Below are 17,374 nucleotides of genomic sequence, written 5' to 3' on the forward strand. Positions count from 1 at the left end.
AATACAGCTAGCGGCCCCGGCGCTCCTGGAAGCGCACAATGCGCTCGATGGCCGTGGCCACGGCGTCGGCACCGGCGGCAAAGGACAGCCGGACGGAGCGCGTGCCGTTGACGGCATCGAAGTCGGCGCCGGGGACCAGTGCCACGCCCTCTTCCTCCAGAAGCGCCCGGCAGTATTCGGCCGAGTCGGCGAAGCCCTCCAACTGCCGCCCGAGGTCGGCGTACAGGTAAAAGGCCCCGTCCGCCGGTGCCGCGCTCCCCCACTCGAGCCGGCTCAGGTTCTGCAGCAACAGGGCGCGCACCTCGGCGAACGCGGCCACCGCGGCCTCCGCCTCCCTGTAGGAGTCCGCCTCGAACGCCGCCAGTGCCGCCAGCTGGGCCGGGGCCGGCGGGCACAGCGCCACGTTTCCGGCGAGCGCATCGAAGGCCGGCGCGAGGTCGCGCGGCATCAGCGCCCAGCCCAGCCGCCACCCCGTCATCCCCCAGTACTTGGAGAAGGAAGAAATAACGACGGCGGTGCGGTCCAGTTCCCAGGCGCAGGTTCCGCGGGCATCCGGTTCCGTGGGATCGGCCGGATACGTGATGCCCTGGTAGATTTCGTCGCTGACCAGGCGAACCCCATGCTCGGCGCACCAGGCCGTGAGCGCGGCGAGCTCGCTCCGCGACACCATGGTGCCGGTGGGGTTGGCCGGCGACGCCAGCACGAGGCCGGCCAGCGGCCCATGGGCCGCCGCCGCTGCGGCCAGCAGTTCCGGCGTCGGCTGGTAGCGGGCTTCCGGACCGCAGTCGATCTCCACCACCTCGCAGCCGAGCGCTCGCAGAATGTTCCGGTAGGCCGGATAGCCCGGCCGCGCCAGCGCCACCCGGTCGCCCGCATTGAACGCGCTCAGGAACGCCAACATGAAGGCCCCGGATGACCCCGTGGTCACGGCCACTTCCTCCGCCGCCACGTCCAACCCGTACCAGCGCCGGTAGTGGCCCGCGATCGCTGCCCTCAGCTCCTGGATGCCCAGCGCGCTGGTGTAGGTCAGCGGCCGGCCGGAGGCGTGGATCTCGGCGGCCCGCTCGGACACTGCCCGCGGGGCGCCGCCCGCAGGTTCCCCCGCGCACAACGACACCACGTCCCGGCCGGCAGCGCGCATCTGCGCGACCCGGTCCAGGATGCTCATCACTTGGAACGGCGGCACCTGGGCACGGCCGGCCACCTGCAGTTCGTTCACGATCCTCAGAATCAGCCGGCGGTACCGGCGGTCTTGGCGATGTAGACGTCGCAGGCGGCCTTGTGGGTCACGGAACTGGCCACGCTGCCGAGCACCCGGCCCAGCCCCTGCATGCCCACGTTGCCGACCACGATCAGGCGGGCGTTGACGCGTTCCGCCTCTGCCACCAGCGCGTCCTGGGGCTTGCCGAGCACCGCCGTGTAGCTGGTCCTCAGGCCCTCCGCGCCCAGTTCTGCCGCGACGTCCCTGGCTACCTTCTCGGCCCGCTCCGACTCGTGGATGAACCACTTGTCGTTGCCGATCTCCACGACTTCGGTCGCATCGGATTCGTGGGCGGTAACCACCCGGAGCTCGGCGCCCATCGACGCGGCGAGTTTAGCCGCGGTGCGCGCCGCCTTCATGGCGGTATCGCTGCCGTCTACTCCTACGATGATGATTCCGGCCATCGGGCCACCCCTTCGAGCACGTCGTCTGGCGGCCACGTGGGCCGTTTCACACCAACTTACCCGCCGCGTGGGCGATCCGCCGGGAGCCGCGGGTCGCCGTCGTCGTTATCAGTCCACGAACTCCGACTGGGTCTCGATGAACTCCCAATCTTCTTCCGGCAGCGTTGCTTCCTTCAGGTCCGGGCCGCCCGCCTCGTAGACCGCCGCCGCCGCATCTGCGTCCACGACGTCTGCCCTCAGGTTTTCCCGGAACCACTGCTTGTGGCCGGTTGGCAGCTTCAGCCACCACTGTTCAATCCGCAATTCCGCCATCTCGCGCCTCCTTGTATCTCGCCGCTACTACTTCCACCGTAGGTGTGTGGTTTCCCGCGGACAAGGGAGGCCTGCACGCGGGTGCCGCAGGCAGCGGCGACAACTACCTCTGCCGGTAGTTGTTGGCTCGTACCGGCCGGAGTGCCACAGTGGACCTCGTCCGCACTCCCGTTGCGCCGCGCCGGCCGCGGGCCCGCCTGGAAGGAACAGCCAATGGACCGCATGGTTTTCATCAACTTGCCCGTCAGCGACCTGAAGAAGGCCACGGACTTCTACACCGGGCTGGGTTATACGCTGAATCAGGACTTCTCCTCGCCGGATGCCTCGTCGGTGGTCATTTCCGACACAATCGTGGTGATGCTGCTGACCCAGGAGCATTTCGGCAAGTTCCTCCGGAACGGCACTCCGCATCTGGGCTCGGATGCCAAGGAAGTGCTGGTGGCCCTCAGCGCCGAGTCGCCCGAGGAGGTGGACCGGTTCGTGGCCAACGCGACGTCGGGCGGCGGGACCATCTACCGGCCGGCGGAAGAAGAGATGCCGGGCATGTACGGGGCCGCCATTGCGGACCCGGACGGACACGTCTGGGAGATCATGCACATGTCACCGGAGGCGATGCAGGCAGTCGCGGAGCAGAACGCCGCGGCGGGCAACGCCGACGGGGCGCAGTAGCTTCCGCGCGGCCCGGTTTCCCTGCCGGCCGGCCGCATCCCGAAAATGTCCTGGATTTATCCCCGGGCGCGGAGTGCCCGGGGGATGGCGGCTGGCTCCCGCTGCCGGCGCTCGGCTTTCTTGCCCGGCGAACCTATGGGTCGGCTCGAAGTTCTGGCACAGTGAAGAGAAGCAGCCGGCACCGGCAGCGGGCCGGGAGCCGATCGACGCGGAGGTCCGCCATGACAGCCTCAACAACGGGCACCACCCGCCCGACCGTCCTGTTCGTGGGCGTGCGGGATGCCGGCCGCTCACAGATGGCCGCCGCCTACCTCTCCCAGCTCGCCGAGGGCGGCATCGAGGCCCGGTCGGCCGGAACCCGGCCAAGGGGACGGCTGGACGCCGCCGTCGTCGAGGCCATGGCCGAAGAGGGCATCGACCTGTCCGCCGTGCGTCCCACGGCGGTCACCCACGAATCGGTCAACAAGGCGCAGATGGTGGTCACGTTGGGTTCCGGCGACGAATGCCCGGTGGTCCCCGGCCGGCGCTATGAAGACTGGGACGTGGACGACCCCGCAGGCCGGGACGCTGCCGGCGTGCGGGCGATCCGTGACGACATCAAGCACCGGGTCCAGCACTTGCTGTCAGAACTGCAGCCGGCCCTGCACCCGGACGCGCAGTAGAGCACGCACGGCAGAAGAGCCCGCACGGGGACGCCAGACTGGATGCCGGAGCCTGTCCGCGGCCGGGCTCACGTCCCCGGCGCCTCGGCAGGCGCCTCACTCGCCGCCTCCGCGTACGAGGCCGAGATCCGACGATAGACCGGGGTCAGGAAGGCCAGCAGGGCGGCCACGATCATGACGATCCCGGCCACTAGGAACACCAGGGCGATGCCGCGGGACGTGCCCTCGCCCAGGAGCGGTGCGAGGGTGGCGGCGCCGTCACCCGAGCGCGCGTACGGGATGATCCAGAGTTGCGCGATCGGTGCGATCAGGAACGCGGTGATCGGCGCAGCCGCGGATTCGAAGGCCATGGCGAATCCGAACACCCTGCCCTGCCGCTGCAGCGGAACCACCTGCTGGATGACCGTCTGCTCGGCGGCCTCCACGAAAGGCACCAGCGCCAGGTAGAGCCAGATCCCGGCAATGTACAGCCAGGCCCACTCGCGCAGCGTGAACACCGCGCCGAGGGCCCCCATCACGATCACCGCGACGAGCATGGTGCGCAGCGGATTACGCCCGAGCCCGAACTTGCCGATCACCGCGCCGCCCACGATGAATCCGGTGGAGCCGAGCGCGAGGTACGCACCCCACAGCTCCACGGGGAACAGTTCCAGCCCATAGGGATCCATGAGCGCCATGTAAACCCCGCCGATGAAATTGTTGAAGGTGGAGAACAGGATCAGCGCGAACAGTCCGGCGATGGCCAGCACGGCGGCGATGGAACCGCGCAGGTCGAAGCCGCCGCGTGCGTCCGTGGCGGCCGCGCGCACCTCCTCCGGCATGCGCAGGGTGAGCAGGTGCAGGAAGGCGAGCGCCGTGAGCACCAGGGCGACCGCGATCGTCCCGCCCATGCCGAGCAGGCCTACCGACAGCCCCGATAGCACCGACGTAACGATGAAGGCCAGGCCCTGCACCATGCCCACCAGCCCGTTGGCATTGGCCCGCCGCTCCGGGTCGACGAGGATCGTCACCGTGGTGGAGAGGGCAATGTTGCGCATGTTCTCCACCACCGCGCCGATCAGAATGATCAGGGAGAAGACCCAGAACCACGGCCGGGCGAGGTCCAGCAGCCAGGCCTGGGGGGTCAGCAGGAACATGGCCCCGGACAGAAGGAACATCACCAAGGTGAATACGGCGGCGAAGCGCATCACGGCCAGCTTGCGGTAGCGGTCCACGAACGTGCCGAAGCTGATGCTGGAAAGCGCAATCAGCAGCATGTACGCCCCGCCGATCACTCCGGTGGCGATGACGTTGCGCGTCTCCAGGTACACCCAAAACGTCAACGCGAACCACAGGTAGCTGGTGGTGATGTTGGCCAAGGCCGTATTCACCAGGATCCCCATGAACGTGCGGTACCGCTGTGCAGGGCTGCGCAGGGTCGTGTCGACTGCGGCTGGATCGACGAGGTTCGGTGCTTCGCCGTCCCCGACCGGCACCGAAGTACCGGCCGCCCCCGCGGTAAGACCCGCACCCTCCTGGTGAGCCGGGGCCCCGGCAGGTCCCGGTTCCTGCTCGGTCATGCGTTCCAGTGTACTGACCAGACCCAGGTACGGACACGGCAAAATTCGGCCCGTCCATCCCGGCTCCCGGCCCCGCCAGGTGGCGCGTTAACTGCAGGTGTAGGTGACGCCGTCCACGACGTGCGTGCCCGGTCCCAGCTCGCCACAGGCTTCCATGAGGTAACCGACGCCTGCCAGCGCGATGATGATGAACAGCATCAACAGCACCGTGCCCACGGCGCCGATGATGATGCCGGCGAGCGCAAAGCCGTTTTTGGCACCCGCGCGCTTGGACTGCACCATGCCGATGATGCTGACGATCAGCCCTGCCACCGTCAGCGGTCCTAGCAGGGACAGGATAAAGCCGACGATCCCCATGGTCCTGCCGGGAACGGGTTGCCCGGGACCGGGCTGTCCCGGGTACCCGTAAGGCTCGTTTGGTTGCTGGTATGCCTGGCCGGCGCCCTGTTGCGGGTAGGCGGGGTAGGCGTCCTGTTGCGGGTGGGCGGGGTAGGCGCCCTGCGTGGACTGCGGCTGCTGGGAAGCCGCGGGCTCGGGATGCTCCCCGTGGCCAGTGGGAGTAGACATGTGGTTCCTCTCATCGGGTGCGTAAACGATTTATCGTCCCCACCGAACACCCTATGTCCGGCGGCCGCGGATCAGCCCCGGCCCACCAGCGTGTCGACCTGTTCCAGCAAGGCGTCCATCTCGCCGTCGGCCAACTGGTATTGCTGCGCATCCGGCGAGAAGAAGGTTGCGCTGTAGTAGAGGCCGTCGCCGATCAGCTTCACGGCCTGCGCCAGCGGCCGGCTGCCAAGCGCCTGCTCCAAGGCATCCAGCCAGAGTTCCTGGATCCCGGCAAAGGTCCTCGCCGCGGACGGGTGGCCTTGCTGGACCAGGCGCGCCACGGCCACGATGGCCCGGTCCAGCGGCGAATCGACGAACCTGGACGTGCGCACGTAGTAGCGGGCCGCTCCTTCCGGGGCACTGATGATCTGCTCCGCGTCGGCGGCGGTCAGCGCGGAGAGCCGCTCGCACAGGGCGTCCACCATCGCCTCCTTGGACGGAAAGTGGTACAGCAGCCCGCCCTTCGACACCCCGGCCGCCGCCGCGACGGCGTCCATCGTGGCGGCTCGCTCGCCCTCTTTGATCAGGATGTCCTCGAAGTTGTCGAGGATCCGGTCTCTCGCACTGGCCATTCACCCATCCTAGGACTCCCCCCCGCCCGCGGAGCTGCCGCTTTGCAGGTAAACCGTCCAGACGGTACAGTAGATCCGACTTCCCCGATTCCGAAAGACCCACCATGCTTACCGTCACCCAGCGCGCCGGGCGCCGAGAATGGACCGCCCTGGCGGTCTTGATGCTTCCGGTCCTGCTGGTCGCCGTCGACAACACGGTGCTCAGCTTCGCGCTGCCCGCGATTTCCCTGGCGTTCAGCACCAGCGGCACCACCCTCCTGTGGATCATCGACATCTACCCCCTGGTACTTGCCGGCCTGCTGGTGGCCATGGGCAGCCTGGGCGACCGGTTTGGCAGGCGCCGGATGCTGATGATCGGCGCGGCCGGTTTCGCCGCACTGTCCGCGCTGGCCGCGTTCTCCCCCAGCGCCGAACTGCTGGTTGCCGCACGCGCCGGCCTGGGCATCTTCGGGGCCATGCTGATGCCGGCCACCCTGTCCCTGATCCGGAACATCTTCACGGACCGGGCGCAGCGGCGCCTGGCGATCGCCATCTGGGCCGCCGGCTTCTCCGCCGGCGCCGCCCTCGGCCCGCTGCTGGGCGGCCTGCTGCTGGAGCACTTCTGGTGGGGTTCGGTCTTTCTGCTCGCGGTCCCCATGCTGCTGCCCATGCTGGTGCTGACGCCGGCGTTCGTGCCCGAGTCGCGCGATCCCGAGCCCGGTCCTATCGACGCGGCCAGCATCCTGCTCTCCGTCGCCGCCCTGCTCCCCGTGGTCTACGCCATCAAGCAGCTGGCCGGCGGCGGAAATCCCGCCCTTGCGGCAGCAACGTTCACCCTCGGCATCCTGGCCGGCTGGCTGTTCGTCCGCCGCCAGCTGGTCCGCGCGAACCCGATGCTGGATGTCCGGCTATTCCGCCACCGCCCCTTCACCGGCGCCGTGCTGGTCAACCTGTTGGCCGTGTTCTCCCTGGTCGGCTTCCTGTACTTCGTCTCCCAGCATCTCCAGTTGGTCCTCGGCCTCAGCCCGCTGCGGGCCGGCCTGGTACTGCTGCCCGGCCTGGCGGTCACCATAACGGCCGGCCTGCTCGCGGTGCCGCTGGTGCGCCGGATTGCCCCGCACCGGCTGGTGGCCTGCGCCCTGTTGCTGTCCGCGGCGGCCTACGCCCTGGTGGCGTCGTCCCCGGACGCCCCGGCGGTGACCCTGATGGCGGCCTTCGCGCTGCTCGGCGCCGGGGTCGGCGCCTCCGAGACGCTCTCGAACGACCTCATTTTGTCCAGCGTCCCCGCGGCCAAGGCCGGCGCCGCCTCCGCCGTGTCGGAGACGGCCTACGAAGTGGGCTCTGTCTTCGGGACCGCCGTGCTCGGCAGCATCCTGGTCGGTGCCTACCGACGGAACATCGCCCTGCCCGCCGGGCTGGACGCCGAACAGCAGCAAGCCGCCGGCGAGACCCTCGGCGGCGCCATCACCGTTGCCGGGCAGCTGCCCGAACGCACCGGGGCCGCCCTGCTGGATTCCGCGGTCCATGCTTTCGACAGCGGCGTGACCGTCACCGCCGGACTGGCCGCGGTTCTCATGGTCGCGGCAGCCTGGCTCGCCTTCCGAACGCTGCGCGTCCCGCAGCACCAGTGACTCGGGGCGCGGCCGGCGCCCTTGCGTGATACCCCTAGGGGGTATAGCTTAGTGGCATAGCCCACCGATTGAGGAAGCCATGAGCCACACAGCACTGCCTGCGGAAACCGAAACCGTCACCTCCCCCGCCGACGAGCACATCGGGCACGCCTACACGTCGGACAAGGAAGCGTACCTGCGCCGGCTCAAGCGCGTTGAGGGCCAGGTCCGCGGCATCGCCCGCATGGTGGAGGACGACAAGTACTGCATCGACATCCTGACCCAGGTCGCCGCGGTCAACAAGGCCCTGCACGCGGTGAGCGTTGGCCTGCTCGAAGACCACATCGGACACTGCGTCATCGGCGCCGCTAAGGAATCCGAACTCAGCGGCGACCCGCAAATCGTCGAGGACAAGGTCAAGGAAGCCTCGGACGCCATCGGCCGGCTGCTGCGCTGACCTTCCCCGCGAACCCAACCCCAAGGAGACAGTCATGAGCACCACCACCATCAGCATCGACGGCATGACCTGCGGCCACTGCGTGGACGCCGTCACGGAAGAACTGCAGGCCCTCGACGGCGTCCGCGGCGTCAGCATCGAACTCAACAAGGGCGGAATCTCCACGGCGACGGTCAGTTCCGAGGCGGATCTTGACCCGGCCCAGATTGGCGAGGCCGTCGCCGAGGCCGGGTACACCGTCGTCGCGCAGAACGCCTAGCTCCAGATCGCTTCAGGCCAGACGGCCTTTGGCCAGTGCGACGACGGTGCCCTCCGGCCGCCGTCGGCCCCCCCTTTTTTCGCGAACCAGCGGACGCGCTGCCCCCGCACCGTCCCACGCAGAATTGAGACAACCAACCGATGTCCTCCCATCCCGGCACCATGGATCCTGAAGCAAAACCGAACCCGACCAGAACCGTCGAACTGGCGATCGAGGGCATGACGTGCGCCTCCTGCGTGAACCGGGTGGAACGCAAGCTCGGCAAGATCGAAGGAGTCCAGGCAAGCGTCAATCTGCCCCTGGAGTCCGCCGTCGTGCTCGTCCCGGACGGCGTCACGAACCAGCAGCTGGTGGACACGGTGAAGGCCACCGGCTACAAGGCCCGGGTGAAGCCGCAGCCGCACTCCGCGCCCGCCCCACGGCACGGGGATAGGGGCCACGGGCTCGACGGGAACCCGGAGGCGGACCACGGCACCGGCCCCGGCGATCAGGACCACCACGACCACTCCGGGGACGCCGGCCGGGGTGACGACGGCGAGCACGCCGCCCACGCCGATCACGTGGAGGGTGAGGACCACATGGCCCACGGCGGCACCGCCGGCCAGCTGCGTCCGCGCCTCTGGACGGCCGCCGTCCTGACCTTGCCGATCTTCATCATTTCGATGATCCCCGGCGCGCAGTTCCCGCACTGGGGCTGGGTGGCCTTCGCGCTCAGCATCCCGGTGGTGTTCTGGGCGGCCTGGCCGTTCCACCGCGCCGCGGCGATCAACGCCCGGCATTTCGCCTCCACGATGGACACGCTGGTGTCCCTCGGCGTGCTGGCCGCCTTCTTCTTCTCCGCCTGGCAATTGGTCATGGATCCAATGCTGACCGAACACGTGGGCGGCAACATGTCCGAGCACGAACTGTACTTCGAGGTGGCCGTCGTCGTGGTCACCTTCCTGCTGCTGGGCCGCTATCTGGAAGCCAACGCCAAGCAGCGGGCCGGCGACGCCCTGAAGTCGCTGCTGAACCTGGGCGCGAAGGACGCTACCGTGCTGCGGGACGGCGCCGAGGTGAAAGTGGCGGCCGCCGACCTGGTCCCGGGCGACATCATGGTGGTCCGGCCGGGCGAAAAGATCCCCACCGACGGTTACGTGGTGGACGGTCACTCCGCCGTCGACGCGTCGCTGCTCACCGGCGAATCCGTGCCGGTAGAAGTGGATGTGGACGACACGGTCACCGGTGCCACCATCAACACCTCCGGCCGCCTGCTGGTCCGTGCCACCCGCGTCGGCTCGGACACCACGCTGGCACAAATGGGCCGGCTGGTCAGCCAGGCGCAGGCCGGCAAGGCCCCGATTGCCCGACTGGCCGACCGGATCAGCTCCGTCTTTGTCCCGGTGGTGCTGGTCATCGCCGTCGTCACTTTCATCCTCTGGATGGTTTTCACCGGCGACCTCCAGGCGGCATTCACCGCGGCCGTGACGGTGCTGGTGATTGCCTGCCCCTGTGCGCTCGGGCTCGCCACGCCTACCGCACTGCTCACCGGCACCGGCCGGGCTTCCCAGCTGGGCATCCTGATCAAGGGGCCGCAGATCCTCGAGGACACCCGGCACGTGGACACCATCGTGCTGGACAAGACCGGCACCGTGACCACCGGGCGGCAAGCGGTGGAGGGCGTGCTGGCCCTGGCGGACCGCGGCGAAGACGAGGTCCTGCTGCTGGCCGGCGCGGTCGAGGCCGGCTCCGAACACCCGATCGCGCTGGCCATCGTTGAAGCGGCCCGCAAGGTCGCGGCCCGCACCGCCACGCCGTCCGGCGAGACGGCCGGCGAGCATGCGCTGCCCGCCCTCTCCGACTTCCACAGCACGGCGGGCGGCGGCGTCCGCGGCAGCATCACCGAACGCGACGGACGCGCCAGCACCGTCGTCGTCGGCCGCAACAACTGGATGGACGAGAACGGCATCGCCCTCACCGACGCCCACCGCGGAACCCTGCTGGAGCAGCAGCAGGCCGGGTCCACGGCGGTCTGGGTTGCCGTCGACGGCACCATCGCCGGGATTGTCAGCCTGCAGGACACCGTGAAGGAGAACTCGGCGGCCGCCATCGCACGGTTCAAGGACCTGGGGCTGCACCCCATCCTGCTCACCGGCGACAACGCAGCGGTGGCCGCCGAGGTGGCCGCCGAGGTCGGCATCGCCCCCGGGGACGTCTTCGCCGACGTACTCCCCGAGGAGAAGGTGGCCGCGATCAAGCGGCTGCAGGACGAGGGCAAGACGGTGGCAATGGTGGGCGACGGCGTGAACGACGCCGCCGCGCTGGCCCAGGCCGACCTGGGCATCGCCATGGGCGCCGGCACCGACGTGGCGATCGAGGCCGCGGACCTGACCGTGATGGGCAGCGACCTCGGCCAGGTGGTGCAGTCCATCGAACTCAGCCGCCGGACGCTCTCCACCATCAAGTCGAACCTGTTCTGGGCCTTCGCCTACAACACGCTCGGGATCCCGGTGGCAGCGCTCGGGCTGCTCAACCCGATGATCGCCGGGGCCGCGATGGCCGCCAGCTCGGTGCTGGTGGTGGCCAACTCCCTGCGCCTGCGCCGCTTCGGACGGTAGCGGGCGGGGGCGGCAACCCGCCGGGCGGCTCAGCAGCCTCCCGGCGGACCCGCCTCCCCGCGGGCCGCCTCCCGGCGCCGGGCCTAGACGGCGGCCCCGTAGCGGACGGCGGCGCGGGCACGGGCCTTCGCGGCTTCTTCCTCACGGTTCTTCGGCGGCGCCGCGGTCACCAGGTCGTCGAGCAGGTGGGCGGTGATGTGCGCGATGTCGTGCACCGCCCGGTTGAATGCTTCCTCGTTCGCCTTCGACGGCTTGTTGCTGCCGCTGACCTTGCGCACGTACTGCAACGCGGCGGCCTCGATTTCGGCGTTCGTGGCGGCGGGCTCGAAGTTGTGGAGCTGGCGGATATTCCGGCACATGTCGAACCTCCGGTTCGGATCGTGGATGCTGGCTGGTTCCAGTTTGCTCCCCCGCCGCGTTATCGCACCACCCCGGCAGGGCACCGCCTCCGGCTTCCTCGACCACTGGCCCGCCACCCTCGGAAGGAGCACAGTAAGTGGTAGGGAGTCAGACTCGACCGGGGCAACCCGAGCTGGACAGGAGACCATCATGAAAACAGCAGTCCTCGGAACCGGCAGGGTCGGCCAAACCATCGCGGCCCGCCTCGTCGAGCTCGGCCACGCCGTCACGATCGGAACCCGCGATCCCGAAGCCACGCTGTCCAGGACCGAGACAGATGGCATGGGCACCCCGCCCTTCACCGTCTGGGCGGCCAACAACCCCGGCATCGGAGTCACCCGCTTCGCCGACGCCGCAGCCGGGGCCGAGCTGATCATCAACGCCACCAACGGCAGCGCCTCCCTGGACGTGCTGACCCAGGCCGGGGCCGAGAACCTCGACGGCAAAGTCGTGCTCGACATCGCCAACCCCTTGGACCCCAGCACCGGGATGCCCCCGACCCTCTTCGTCAAGGACACTGACTCCCTCGGCGAACAGATTCAGCGTGCCTTCCCGGCCGCGCGCGTCGTGAAGTCCCTCAACACGCTCACCGCCGACCTCCAGGCCCGCCCCGGGCTGCTCTCCGACCCCGGAACGGTCTTCGTTTCCGGCAACGACGCCAACGCCAAGATCACGGTCACCGAGCTCCTAAAGGCCTTCGGACATCAGGACGTGATCGACCTCGGCGACATCACTACCGCCCGCGGCGCCGAAATGCTCCTGCCCGCCTGGCTCCGCCTCTGGAGCGCGCTCGGCACGCCCCGCTTCAACTTCAAGATCGTTCGCCAGCCCGCTGGAGATACTTCCGGTTCACCGCCGGTTTAGGGCCGCGCAGCTCGTCCGCCCGGACCAGCACCACGCCCGCCACGATCAGAGCGCCGCCGACCAATTGGATGGCCGCGGGCAGCTCGCCCAGCAGCAGCCAGGCCCAGATGACGGCGAAGAGCACCTCGGTCAGCGAGACGAAGGAAGCCACCTTGGTACCCAGCGCCCGGGCTGCCATGATGCCGGTGACATAGGACAGCACGGTGGACAGCAGCACCAGTCCGACCAGCGGCACCCACCACTGGGTTTGCCAGCCGGCCAGCTCGACGCCGGCCGTGCTGAAGGACATCGGCAGGATCTGCACGGCGCCCAGGACGACGATGGCCACACCGCCCACCAGCAGGCCGCCGGCGGCCAGCACCAGCGGCGGCAGCGAGTCGTTTTGCTTGGCGGTGATGAAGAAGTAGACCACCAGGCAGACGGCGGCACCCAGCCCCCACAGTACGCCGGCAACGTCCAGCTTGACCGGCCCAAAGACGTCGAGGACGAGCATGAGGCCGGCCACCGCCAGCACGGTACCGGTGATGGTCGCGGGCCGCGGCAGCCGGCGGCTGGTCAGCCAGAGCCACAACACTATCAGCACGGGCGCCAGGAACTCCAGCAGCAGCGCCACCCCCACTGAGAGGCTGGCAACGGCATTGAAGTAGAAAAGCTGGCAGCCGGCCACGCCGATTAGCCCGAACAGCCCGATGGTCTTCCAGTTTTGCCGCAGTTGGTCCCACCGGCCGCGCAGCATGAACGCGGCGGGCAGTGACAGCACCAGCGCCGCGGCCACCATGCGCACCGCCACCGCCGAGCCCGGCGTCCAGCCGGCCTCAAGAAGCGACTTGGCGAAGGGTCCCGAGAGTCCGAAGATCGCCGAAGAGGCCAGGGCGATGCCGACGCCGGCCACGGCGGAGCCGGGGCGCGGCGGGGCTGTCTGGGTACGCTGTTCGGCGGCGGTGGAGGCCATGACGGATCCTTGGGGAAGTGCGGGTTCGCTCCCGGCGCAGAACAGGTGTGTCAGGAGTCATGAGCGGTATACTACTGACAATATCGCCGCCACTGTCAGGGGTCAATGTGGTCTTTGCTCATGACACCGAGCACTCGCTGGTGGATGCGGCCCGGCTGATCAATACGGCCGAGGTCTTCCCGGACACCCTCGCCAGCGTAGCGGATCTCGATGCCCTCGTGGCGGACTTCGGCTTCACCGGCTCGCGCACGCATACGACGGCGGAGCTGGAGGCGGTCCGCGCCCTGCGCCCCGTGCTCAAGGAGGTCTGGTCCGCGACGGAGGACCGCGCCGTCGTCGTTGTCAATACGATCTTGGCCAACGCCGGCGCCATCCCGCAGCTGGTCAAGCACGACCAGTGGGACTACCACCTGCATGCCACCAGCCCGGACGCGCCGCTGGAGGTCCGTATGGCCGTGGAGGCGGCGATGGCGCTGGTGGACGTGATCCGCGAGAAGCAGCTGGACCGGCTGCGGACCTGCGCCGCGGACGACTGCACCGCGGTGCTGGTGGACCTGTCGAAGAACCGGTCGAAGCGCTTTTGCGATACCGGCAACTGCGCCAACCGCACGCACGTGGCCGCCTATCGGGCCCGCAAGTCGGCCGCCAACGGTTGACCGGAGGACGGTACTAGCGGCTGCCGGCGGAGTAGGGCGGGCCGGGATCGAGGTCGATGACCGTCCGCAGCGGCGGCAGCAGCGAATCTTCCCAGCTAGCGGTGAACACCAGGTCGTCCGGGCCGTTCAGCCGGCTGTTGGATTCGATGACCGGCCCGTGTTCGTAAAGGTACGCTGCCACGTTGAAGGCCAGTTCCACCATCTGGTTCGGATCCTTGTCGCGGAAGTGCACCTGCACGTCCGGCAGGCCCAGCTGGTACATGCCCAGGCTGTCCACCACCATGGCGCCCTCGTCGTTGCTGACCAGGAAGAACCGCATGTTCACCGGGCCCGCCAGCGGGTGGGCCGCCTCAAGCTCCAGGGGGTCCCGCCAGTGCGAGTTGTGCAGCCACCGGACCGCCGCCGGCCGCGTCTCGGCGGCCAGCAGGCGCAGCACCCGCTGGAAAGACTCGACCCGCGGCTTGGGTTCGAAGCCGCTGGCCACCACCTCCGTGACCAGGATGCGGTGCGTGCAGCCGGGAACCTGCTGCTCGGCGGCGGGCCAGGACCAGCTTTGGTCCGCGGGGGTTGCCGCCAGCGCCTCGGCCGCGGACAGCGGCCCGCGGGGAACGGCCACTCCGGTGCTCAGCCGGATCGTTTTCACGCCGGAGACGCCGTTGATGTCAAAGGAGTGCGCGGCGTGCGGCAGCAGGGCTACGCCGTCGGAAAAGGAGGCGCCGGGGAATTCCTCCGCCAACCGCGCCTGGAGTTCCTCGCTGAAGAGCAGGGGATCCGACCGGTACCACAGCTCCGCGGCCACCGTGGTCTTGGCCTCGGGCGGTTGTCCGCCGCCGGTCGCCGCGGTGTCGCCGGGATCTGCCGGGACGGGCAGGTGCGGGGAAGGCTGGCCGTAAGTCATGCTGCCACGCTCGTCAGGTCCGGCCCGCCGGCGCCAGGCATCAGCGGCGCGTGTCGCCGTCGTCGTCGTTCCCGGAGAGACGGTTGGTGGCCTCGGGGTTCGCGGCGGCCTCCGCCGCCTGCTGTTCTTCCACCTGGGCCCGGCTCTGCGGCGTGCCCGGGGCCGGAACGGTGCCGGCGCCGCCGGGGATCTTCGAGGAGACCCGATGGATCCCGGAGCCCTCGCTGAGGTGGCTCGGGTTCTCCTTGGTGGACATGGTCAGCACCGCCACAATCAGCAGCGAAGCGATGAAGGCGATGCCGGCCGCGGTCACGCCGAGGTCCCAGCGCAGCAGGTTTCCGGACCCGCCGGTGGCAAAGACCATGGTCAGTGCGCCCGCTATCACGGCCAGTACCGCCGAGAAGATCAGCGGGCCCTTGACGGACATCCGTCCTTCGTCCGGACGGCCAGACGCGTTCTTGCCCACGATGATTTCCTCCTGCTGACGGATAAAGCCTGCATCCAGTCTACCGACTGTAGAAGTTGCCGCGCAGGTGCCGGTGGCGGGGACCACACCCGCGGGCTGTATTCAGCCGGCCGCGGGCTGTCTGGCGTCGTGGCGCAGGCTGAGGGCGGCGATCAGCAGGACGACGGCGATGATGATCGCCGCCCCGCCCAGCACCCCCAGCAGCGCATGCGGGCCCAGGCGTGCGAAGAAGGGCAGCGCGAGGCCGAAGCCCACGGACACGGCACCGGTGATCAGCCAGTCGCGGGCCAGCACGGAGCCGGCCTCACCCGTCGCGGGCGGGGCAGCCGCCGGGTTCCCGGGAACCTCGCGGCCGCCGGTCGGGCGGTTGCTCCACCAGAGCATCAGCTCGGCCCCGCCGGAGACCAGCAGCGCCGCGGTGGCCAGCACGGTGAACATCGGCACCGTCTGCAGGGCGCAGGTCAGGATGCCGGCCACCGCGAGTACGGCGGCCTGCAGGAGCAGCAGCTGGCGGTGGGCCGCAGCGGCCGGCTTGCGCGCCAGCAGCCAGACCGCCCCGCCGCTGAGCAGCAGGAACAGCCCGCCGGCCAGTGCCATCACGGTGCGGTCGGGTTCCTGCCAGAAGATGGTGGTGGCGCCAAAGGCGGCGGCCACCAGGGCGCGGATCAGGACCGGCTGCCAGAACACGGCCGCCTGGGTAGTACTCGGGATCGTCACGGTTCAAGCCTAGTGTGCCCCGGTGACCATCCACGCATCGTTGCGGACCCGCCAGCCGAGCGTGACCGCGCGGGCCGCGGTGTAGCCGAGCCCGAAGGCCGCCCACAGCCAGACGAGTCCCGCCGTGCCGGTCAGCCCGGCCGTGGCCACCCACACCAGCAGGGGCGCGTACGCCAGCAGGTTCACCACGCCGGCAATGGCCAGGTAGCGCGCGTCGCCGGCGCCGATCAGCACGCCGTCGAGGACGAAGACGAGACCGCAGATCGGCTGGCTCAGGGCCAGCAGCCAGATCGCGGCCGTGAACGCCTGATGGACGGCCGGGTCGGACGTGAACACCCAGCCGAGCACCGGCGCCACCGCCGCCAGCAGCAGGCCGGTCACCACGCCGAATCCCACTCCCCAGACGATCATCCGGCGGGTCAGCGAGTGTGCCAGCGCCTTGTTCGATGCCCCGAGTTCCTTCCCGATCAGGGCCTGCGCGGCGATCGCGATGGCGTCCAGCGCGAAGGCCAGGAAACTGTACATCGTCATCACCAGCTGGTGGCCGGCCAGGCTTACCGGTCCCTGCGAGGTGGCCACGAAGACCGTCGCGAGCAAGGCGATCCGCATGCTCAGGGTCCGGAGCATCAGCCAGGAGCCCACGTGCGTGGTGGCCTTCAGGCCGACCCAGGTGGGCCGCAGCCGCACGCGGTGGCTGACGGCTCCGCGGTAGACGATGACGAGGTAGACCGCCGCCATGGCCCACTGGACCAGGCTGGTGCCCATGGCGGACCCGGCCACCGAGAGCCCCATCCCGTAGACCAGCAGGAAGTTCAGGCCGATGTTGGCCAGGAAGCCGATGCCGGCGACCAGCAGCGGGGTCTTGGTGTCCTGCAGGCCGCGCAACACCCCGGTGGCCGCCAGCACGATCAGCATGCCCGGCAGGCCGGGCATCGACCAGCGCAGGTAGTCCACCGCGAACCCCTGCACCTGCCCGCTGGCCCCCATGGCCGCGGTCAGGTCCGGGGCGAAAGCCCAGCCGGCGGCGGCCAGCACCACGCCGACGGCCAGCGCCAGCCAGATGCCGTCCCTCCCGACCCCGTATGCATCCGCCATCCGGCCGGCGCCCAGCAGCCGAGCCACCGCCGGCGTCGTGGAGTAGGCGAGGAAGATCATCAGTCCGACGACGGTCTGCACCACGGTGGCGGCCAGCCCCATTCCGGCCAGCTCCGCCACCCCGAGGTGTCCCACGATGGCCGAATCGGCCGCCAAAAACAGCGGCTCGGCGATCAGGGCGCCGAAGGCGGGGATGGCGAGTGCAAGGATTTGCCGGTTCAGGCTCCGTCCCTGCCGCTGTACGGCTGTCTTCTCCGGGTTCACGCCCACCAGCTTAGGCCCCTTGCAGCCCGGATTCCGGCGTGACGAACCGGCAACGCGGCCCTGGAGCTCTTAGCCACCGTGCATGCATTATGCATGCACTTGTACAAGGCTTCCTG

The 17,374-nt window shown here is 69.3% G+C and carries 20 protein-coding genes; 8 read left to right on the top strand and 12 right to left on the bottom strand.

Annotated elements, in window-relative coordinates:
• Positions 1-7 precede the first annotated feature (7 nt).
• The 3 genes from AC5RTY_RS04065 to AC5RTY_RS04075 form a co-directional block, all read right to left on the bottom strand.
• Positions 8-1,168 (bottom strand): aminotransferase class I/II-fold pyridoxal phosphate-dependent enzyme, encoded by a 1,161-nt coding sequence (locus tag AC5RTY_RS04065; protein WP_494139166.1) that lies wholly within the window; start codon positions 1,166-1,168, stop codon positions 8-10.
• A 62-nt stretch (positions 1,169-1,230) separates the two neighbouring features.
• Positions 1,231-1,665, bottom strand: coding sequence for a universal stress protein (locus AC5RTY_RS04070; RefSeq protein ID WP_494001074.1), 435 nt, complete (start codon positions 1,663-1,665; stop codon positions 1,231-1,233).
• Positions 1,666-1,773: 108 nt separating this feature from the next.
• The gene (locus tag AC5RTY_RS04075; protein ID WP_494001075.1) at positions 1,774-1,977 is read right to left on the bottom strand and encodes a hypothetical protein; all 204 of its coding nucleotides are present in this window, start codon (positions 1,975-1,977) and stop codon (positions 1,774-1,776) included.
• A gap of 213 nt (positions 1,978-2,190) precedes the next feature.
• Here AC5RTY_RS04075 and AC5RTY_RS04080 point away from each other — a divergent pair, with 213 nt between their 5' ends.
• Entirely contained in the window at positions 2,191-2,646 is a 456-nt protein-coding gene (locus tag AC5RTY_RS04080) for a VOC family protein (protein ID WP_494024105.1), read from the top strand.
• A 221-nt stretch (positions 2,647-2,867) separates the two neighbouring features.
• Positions 2,868-3,308, top strand: coding sequence for an arsenate-mycothiol transferase ArsC (locus AC5RTY_RS04085; RefSeq protein ID WP_494001077.1), 441 nt, complete (start codon positions 2,868-2,870; stop codon positions 3,306-3,308).
• 68 nt (positions 3,309-3,376) lie between these two features.
• Here AC5RTY_RS04085 and AC5RTY_RS04090 read toward each other — a convergent pair whose 3' ends face one another.
• The 3 genes from AC5RTY_RS04090 to AC5RTY_RS04100 all read right to left on the bottom strand — a co-directional run bounded on the left by AC5RTY_RS04090 (position 3,377) and on the right by AC5RTY_RS04100 (position 6,045).
• Entirely contained in the window at positions 3,377-4,690 is a 1,314-nt protein-coding gene (locus AC5RTY_RS04090; RefSeq protein WP_494076640.1) for an MFS transporter, read from the bottom strand.
• Positions 4,691-4,954: 264 nt separating this feature from the next.
• Positions 4,955-5,434, bottom strand: coding sequence for a DUF4190 domain-containing protein (locus tag AC5RTY_RS04095; protein WP_494076575.1), 480 nt, complete (start codon positions 5,432-5,434; stop codon positions 4,955-4,957).
• 71 nt (positions 5,435-5,505) lie between these two features.
• Positions 5,506-6,045 carry a TetR/AcrR family transcriptional regulator gene (locus AC5RTY_RS04100; RefSeq protein ID WP_494001080.1) on the bottom strand — a complete coding sequence of 180 codons (540 nt, stop codon included), beginning with the start codon at positions 6,043-6,045 and terminating at the stop codon, positions 5,506-5,508.
• 104 nt (positions 6,046-6,149) lie between these two features.
• On the opposite strand from AC5RTY_RS04100, the gene AC5RTY_RS04105 reads away from it, so the two are divergent.
• From AC5RTY_RS04105 to AC5RTY_RS04120, 4 genes are all read left to right on the top strand, one after another.
• A complete protein-coding gene (locus AC5RTY_RS04105; RefSeq protein WP_494074579.1) occupies positions 6,150-7,655 on the top strand; it encodes an MFS transporter in 1,506 nt (501 codons plus the stop codon).
• Between the two features lie 79 nt (positions 7,656-7,734).
• Entirely contained in the window at positions 7,735-8,091 is a 357-nt protein-coding gene (locus tag AC5RTY_RS04110) for a metal-sensitive transcriptional regulator (protein ID WP_494013572.1), read from the top strand.
• A 34-nt stretch (positions 8,092-8,125) separates the two neighbouring features.
• Complete coding sequence (locus AC5RTY_RS04115) at positions 8,126-8,350, top strand: heavy-metal-associated domain-containing protein (protein ID WP_494001083.1); 225 nt, start codon at positions 8,126-8,128, stop codon at positions 8,348-8,350.
• Positions 8,351-8,490: 140 nt separating this feature from the next.
• Positions 8,491-10,947 (top strand): heavy metal translocating P-type ATPase, encoded by a 2,457-nt coding sequence (locus AC5RTY_RS04120; RefSeq protein ID WP_494139013.1) that lies wholly within the window; start codon positions 8,491-8,493, stop codon positions 10,945-10,947.
• Between the two features lie 83 nt (positions 10,948-11,030).
• On the opposite strand, the gene AC5RTY_RS04125 is transcribed toward AC5RTY_RS04120, so the two are convergent.
• Positions 11,031-11,306, bottom strand: a complete 276-nt coding sequence (locus AC5RTY_RS04125) for a DUF2277 domain-containing protein (protein WP_494101803.1) — start codon at positions 11,304-11,306, stop codon at positions 11,031-11,033.
• Positions 11,307-11,496: 190 nt separating this feature from the next.
• Between AC5RTY_RS04125 and AC5RTY_RS04130 the strand changes: the two genes are divergently transcribed.
• Positions 11,497-12,210, top strand: coding sequence for an NADPH-dependent F420 reductase (locus AC5RTY_RS04130; protein WP_494025091.1), 714 nt, complete (start codon positions 11,497-11,499; stop codon positions 12,208-12,210).
• On the opposite strand, the gene AC5RTY_RS04135 is transcribed toward AC5RTY_RS04130, so the two are convergent.
• On the bottom strand, positions 12,158-13,162 hold the full coding sequence (locus tag AC5RTY_RS04135; protein WP_494139014.1) for an EamA family transporter: 1,005 nt from the start codon (positions 13,160-13,162) through the stop codon (positions 12,158-12,160). The genes AC5RTY_RS04130 and AC5RTY_RS04135 overlap by 53 nt on opposite strands.
• A 107-nt stretch (positions 13,163-13,269) precedes the next feature.
• Here AC5RTY_RS04135 and AC5RTY_RS04140 point away from each other — a divergent pair, with 107 nt between their 5' ends.
• On the top strand, positions 13,270-13,818 hold the full coding sequence (locus AC5RTY_RS04140; protein WP_494025089.1) for a CGNR zinc finger domain-containing protein: 549 nt from the start codon (positions 13,270-13,272) through the stop codon (positions 13,816-13,818).
• 13 nt (positions 13,819-13,831) lie between these two features.
• Here AC5RTY_RS04140 and AC5RTY_RS04145 read toward each other — a convergent pair whose 3' ends face one another.
• The 4 genes from AC5RTY_RS04145 to AC5RTY_RS04160 form a co-directional block, all read right to left on the bottom strand.
• Complete coding sequence (locus tag AC5RTY_RS04145; RefSeq protein WP_494139015.1) at positions 13,832-14,716, bottom strand: DUF4261 domain-containing protein; 885 nt, start codon at positions 14,714-14,716, stop codon at positions 13,832-13,834.
• 40 nt (positions 14,717-14,756) lie between these two features.
• Entirely contained in the window at positions 14,757-15,182 is a 426-nt protein-coding gene (locus AC5RTY_RS04150; protein WP_494024098.1) for a hypothetical protein, read from the bottom strand.
• A gap of 102 nt (positions 15,183-15,284) precedes the next feature.
• Positions 15,285-15,899: a hypothetical protein gene (locus tag AC5RTY_RS04155; protein ID WP_494139016.1), complete on the bottom strand. Its 615-nt coding sequence runs from the start codon at positions 15,897-15,899 to the stop codon at positions 15,285-15,287.
• Positions 15,900-15,908: 9 nt separating this feature from the next.
• On the bottom strand, positions 15,909-17,264 hold the full coding sequence (locus AC5RTY_RS04160; RefSeq protein ID WP_494139017.1) for an MATE family efflux transporter: 1,356 nt from the start codon (positions 17,262-17,264) through the stop codon (positions 15,909-15,911).
• Positions 17,265-17,374 lie beyond the last annotated feature (110 nt).

The sequence above is a fragment of the Arthrobacter sp. Y3224055 genome (assembly GCF_059090825.1).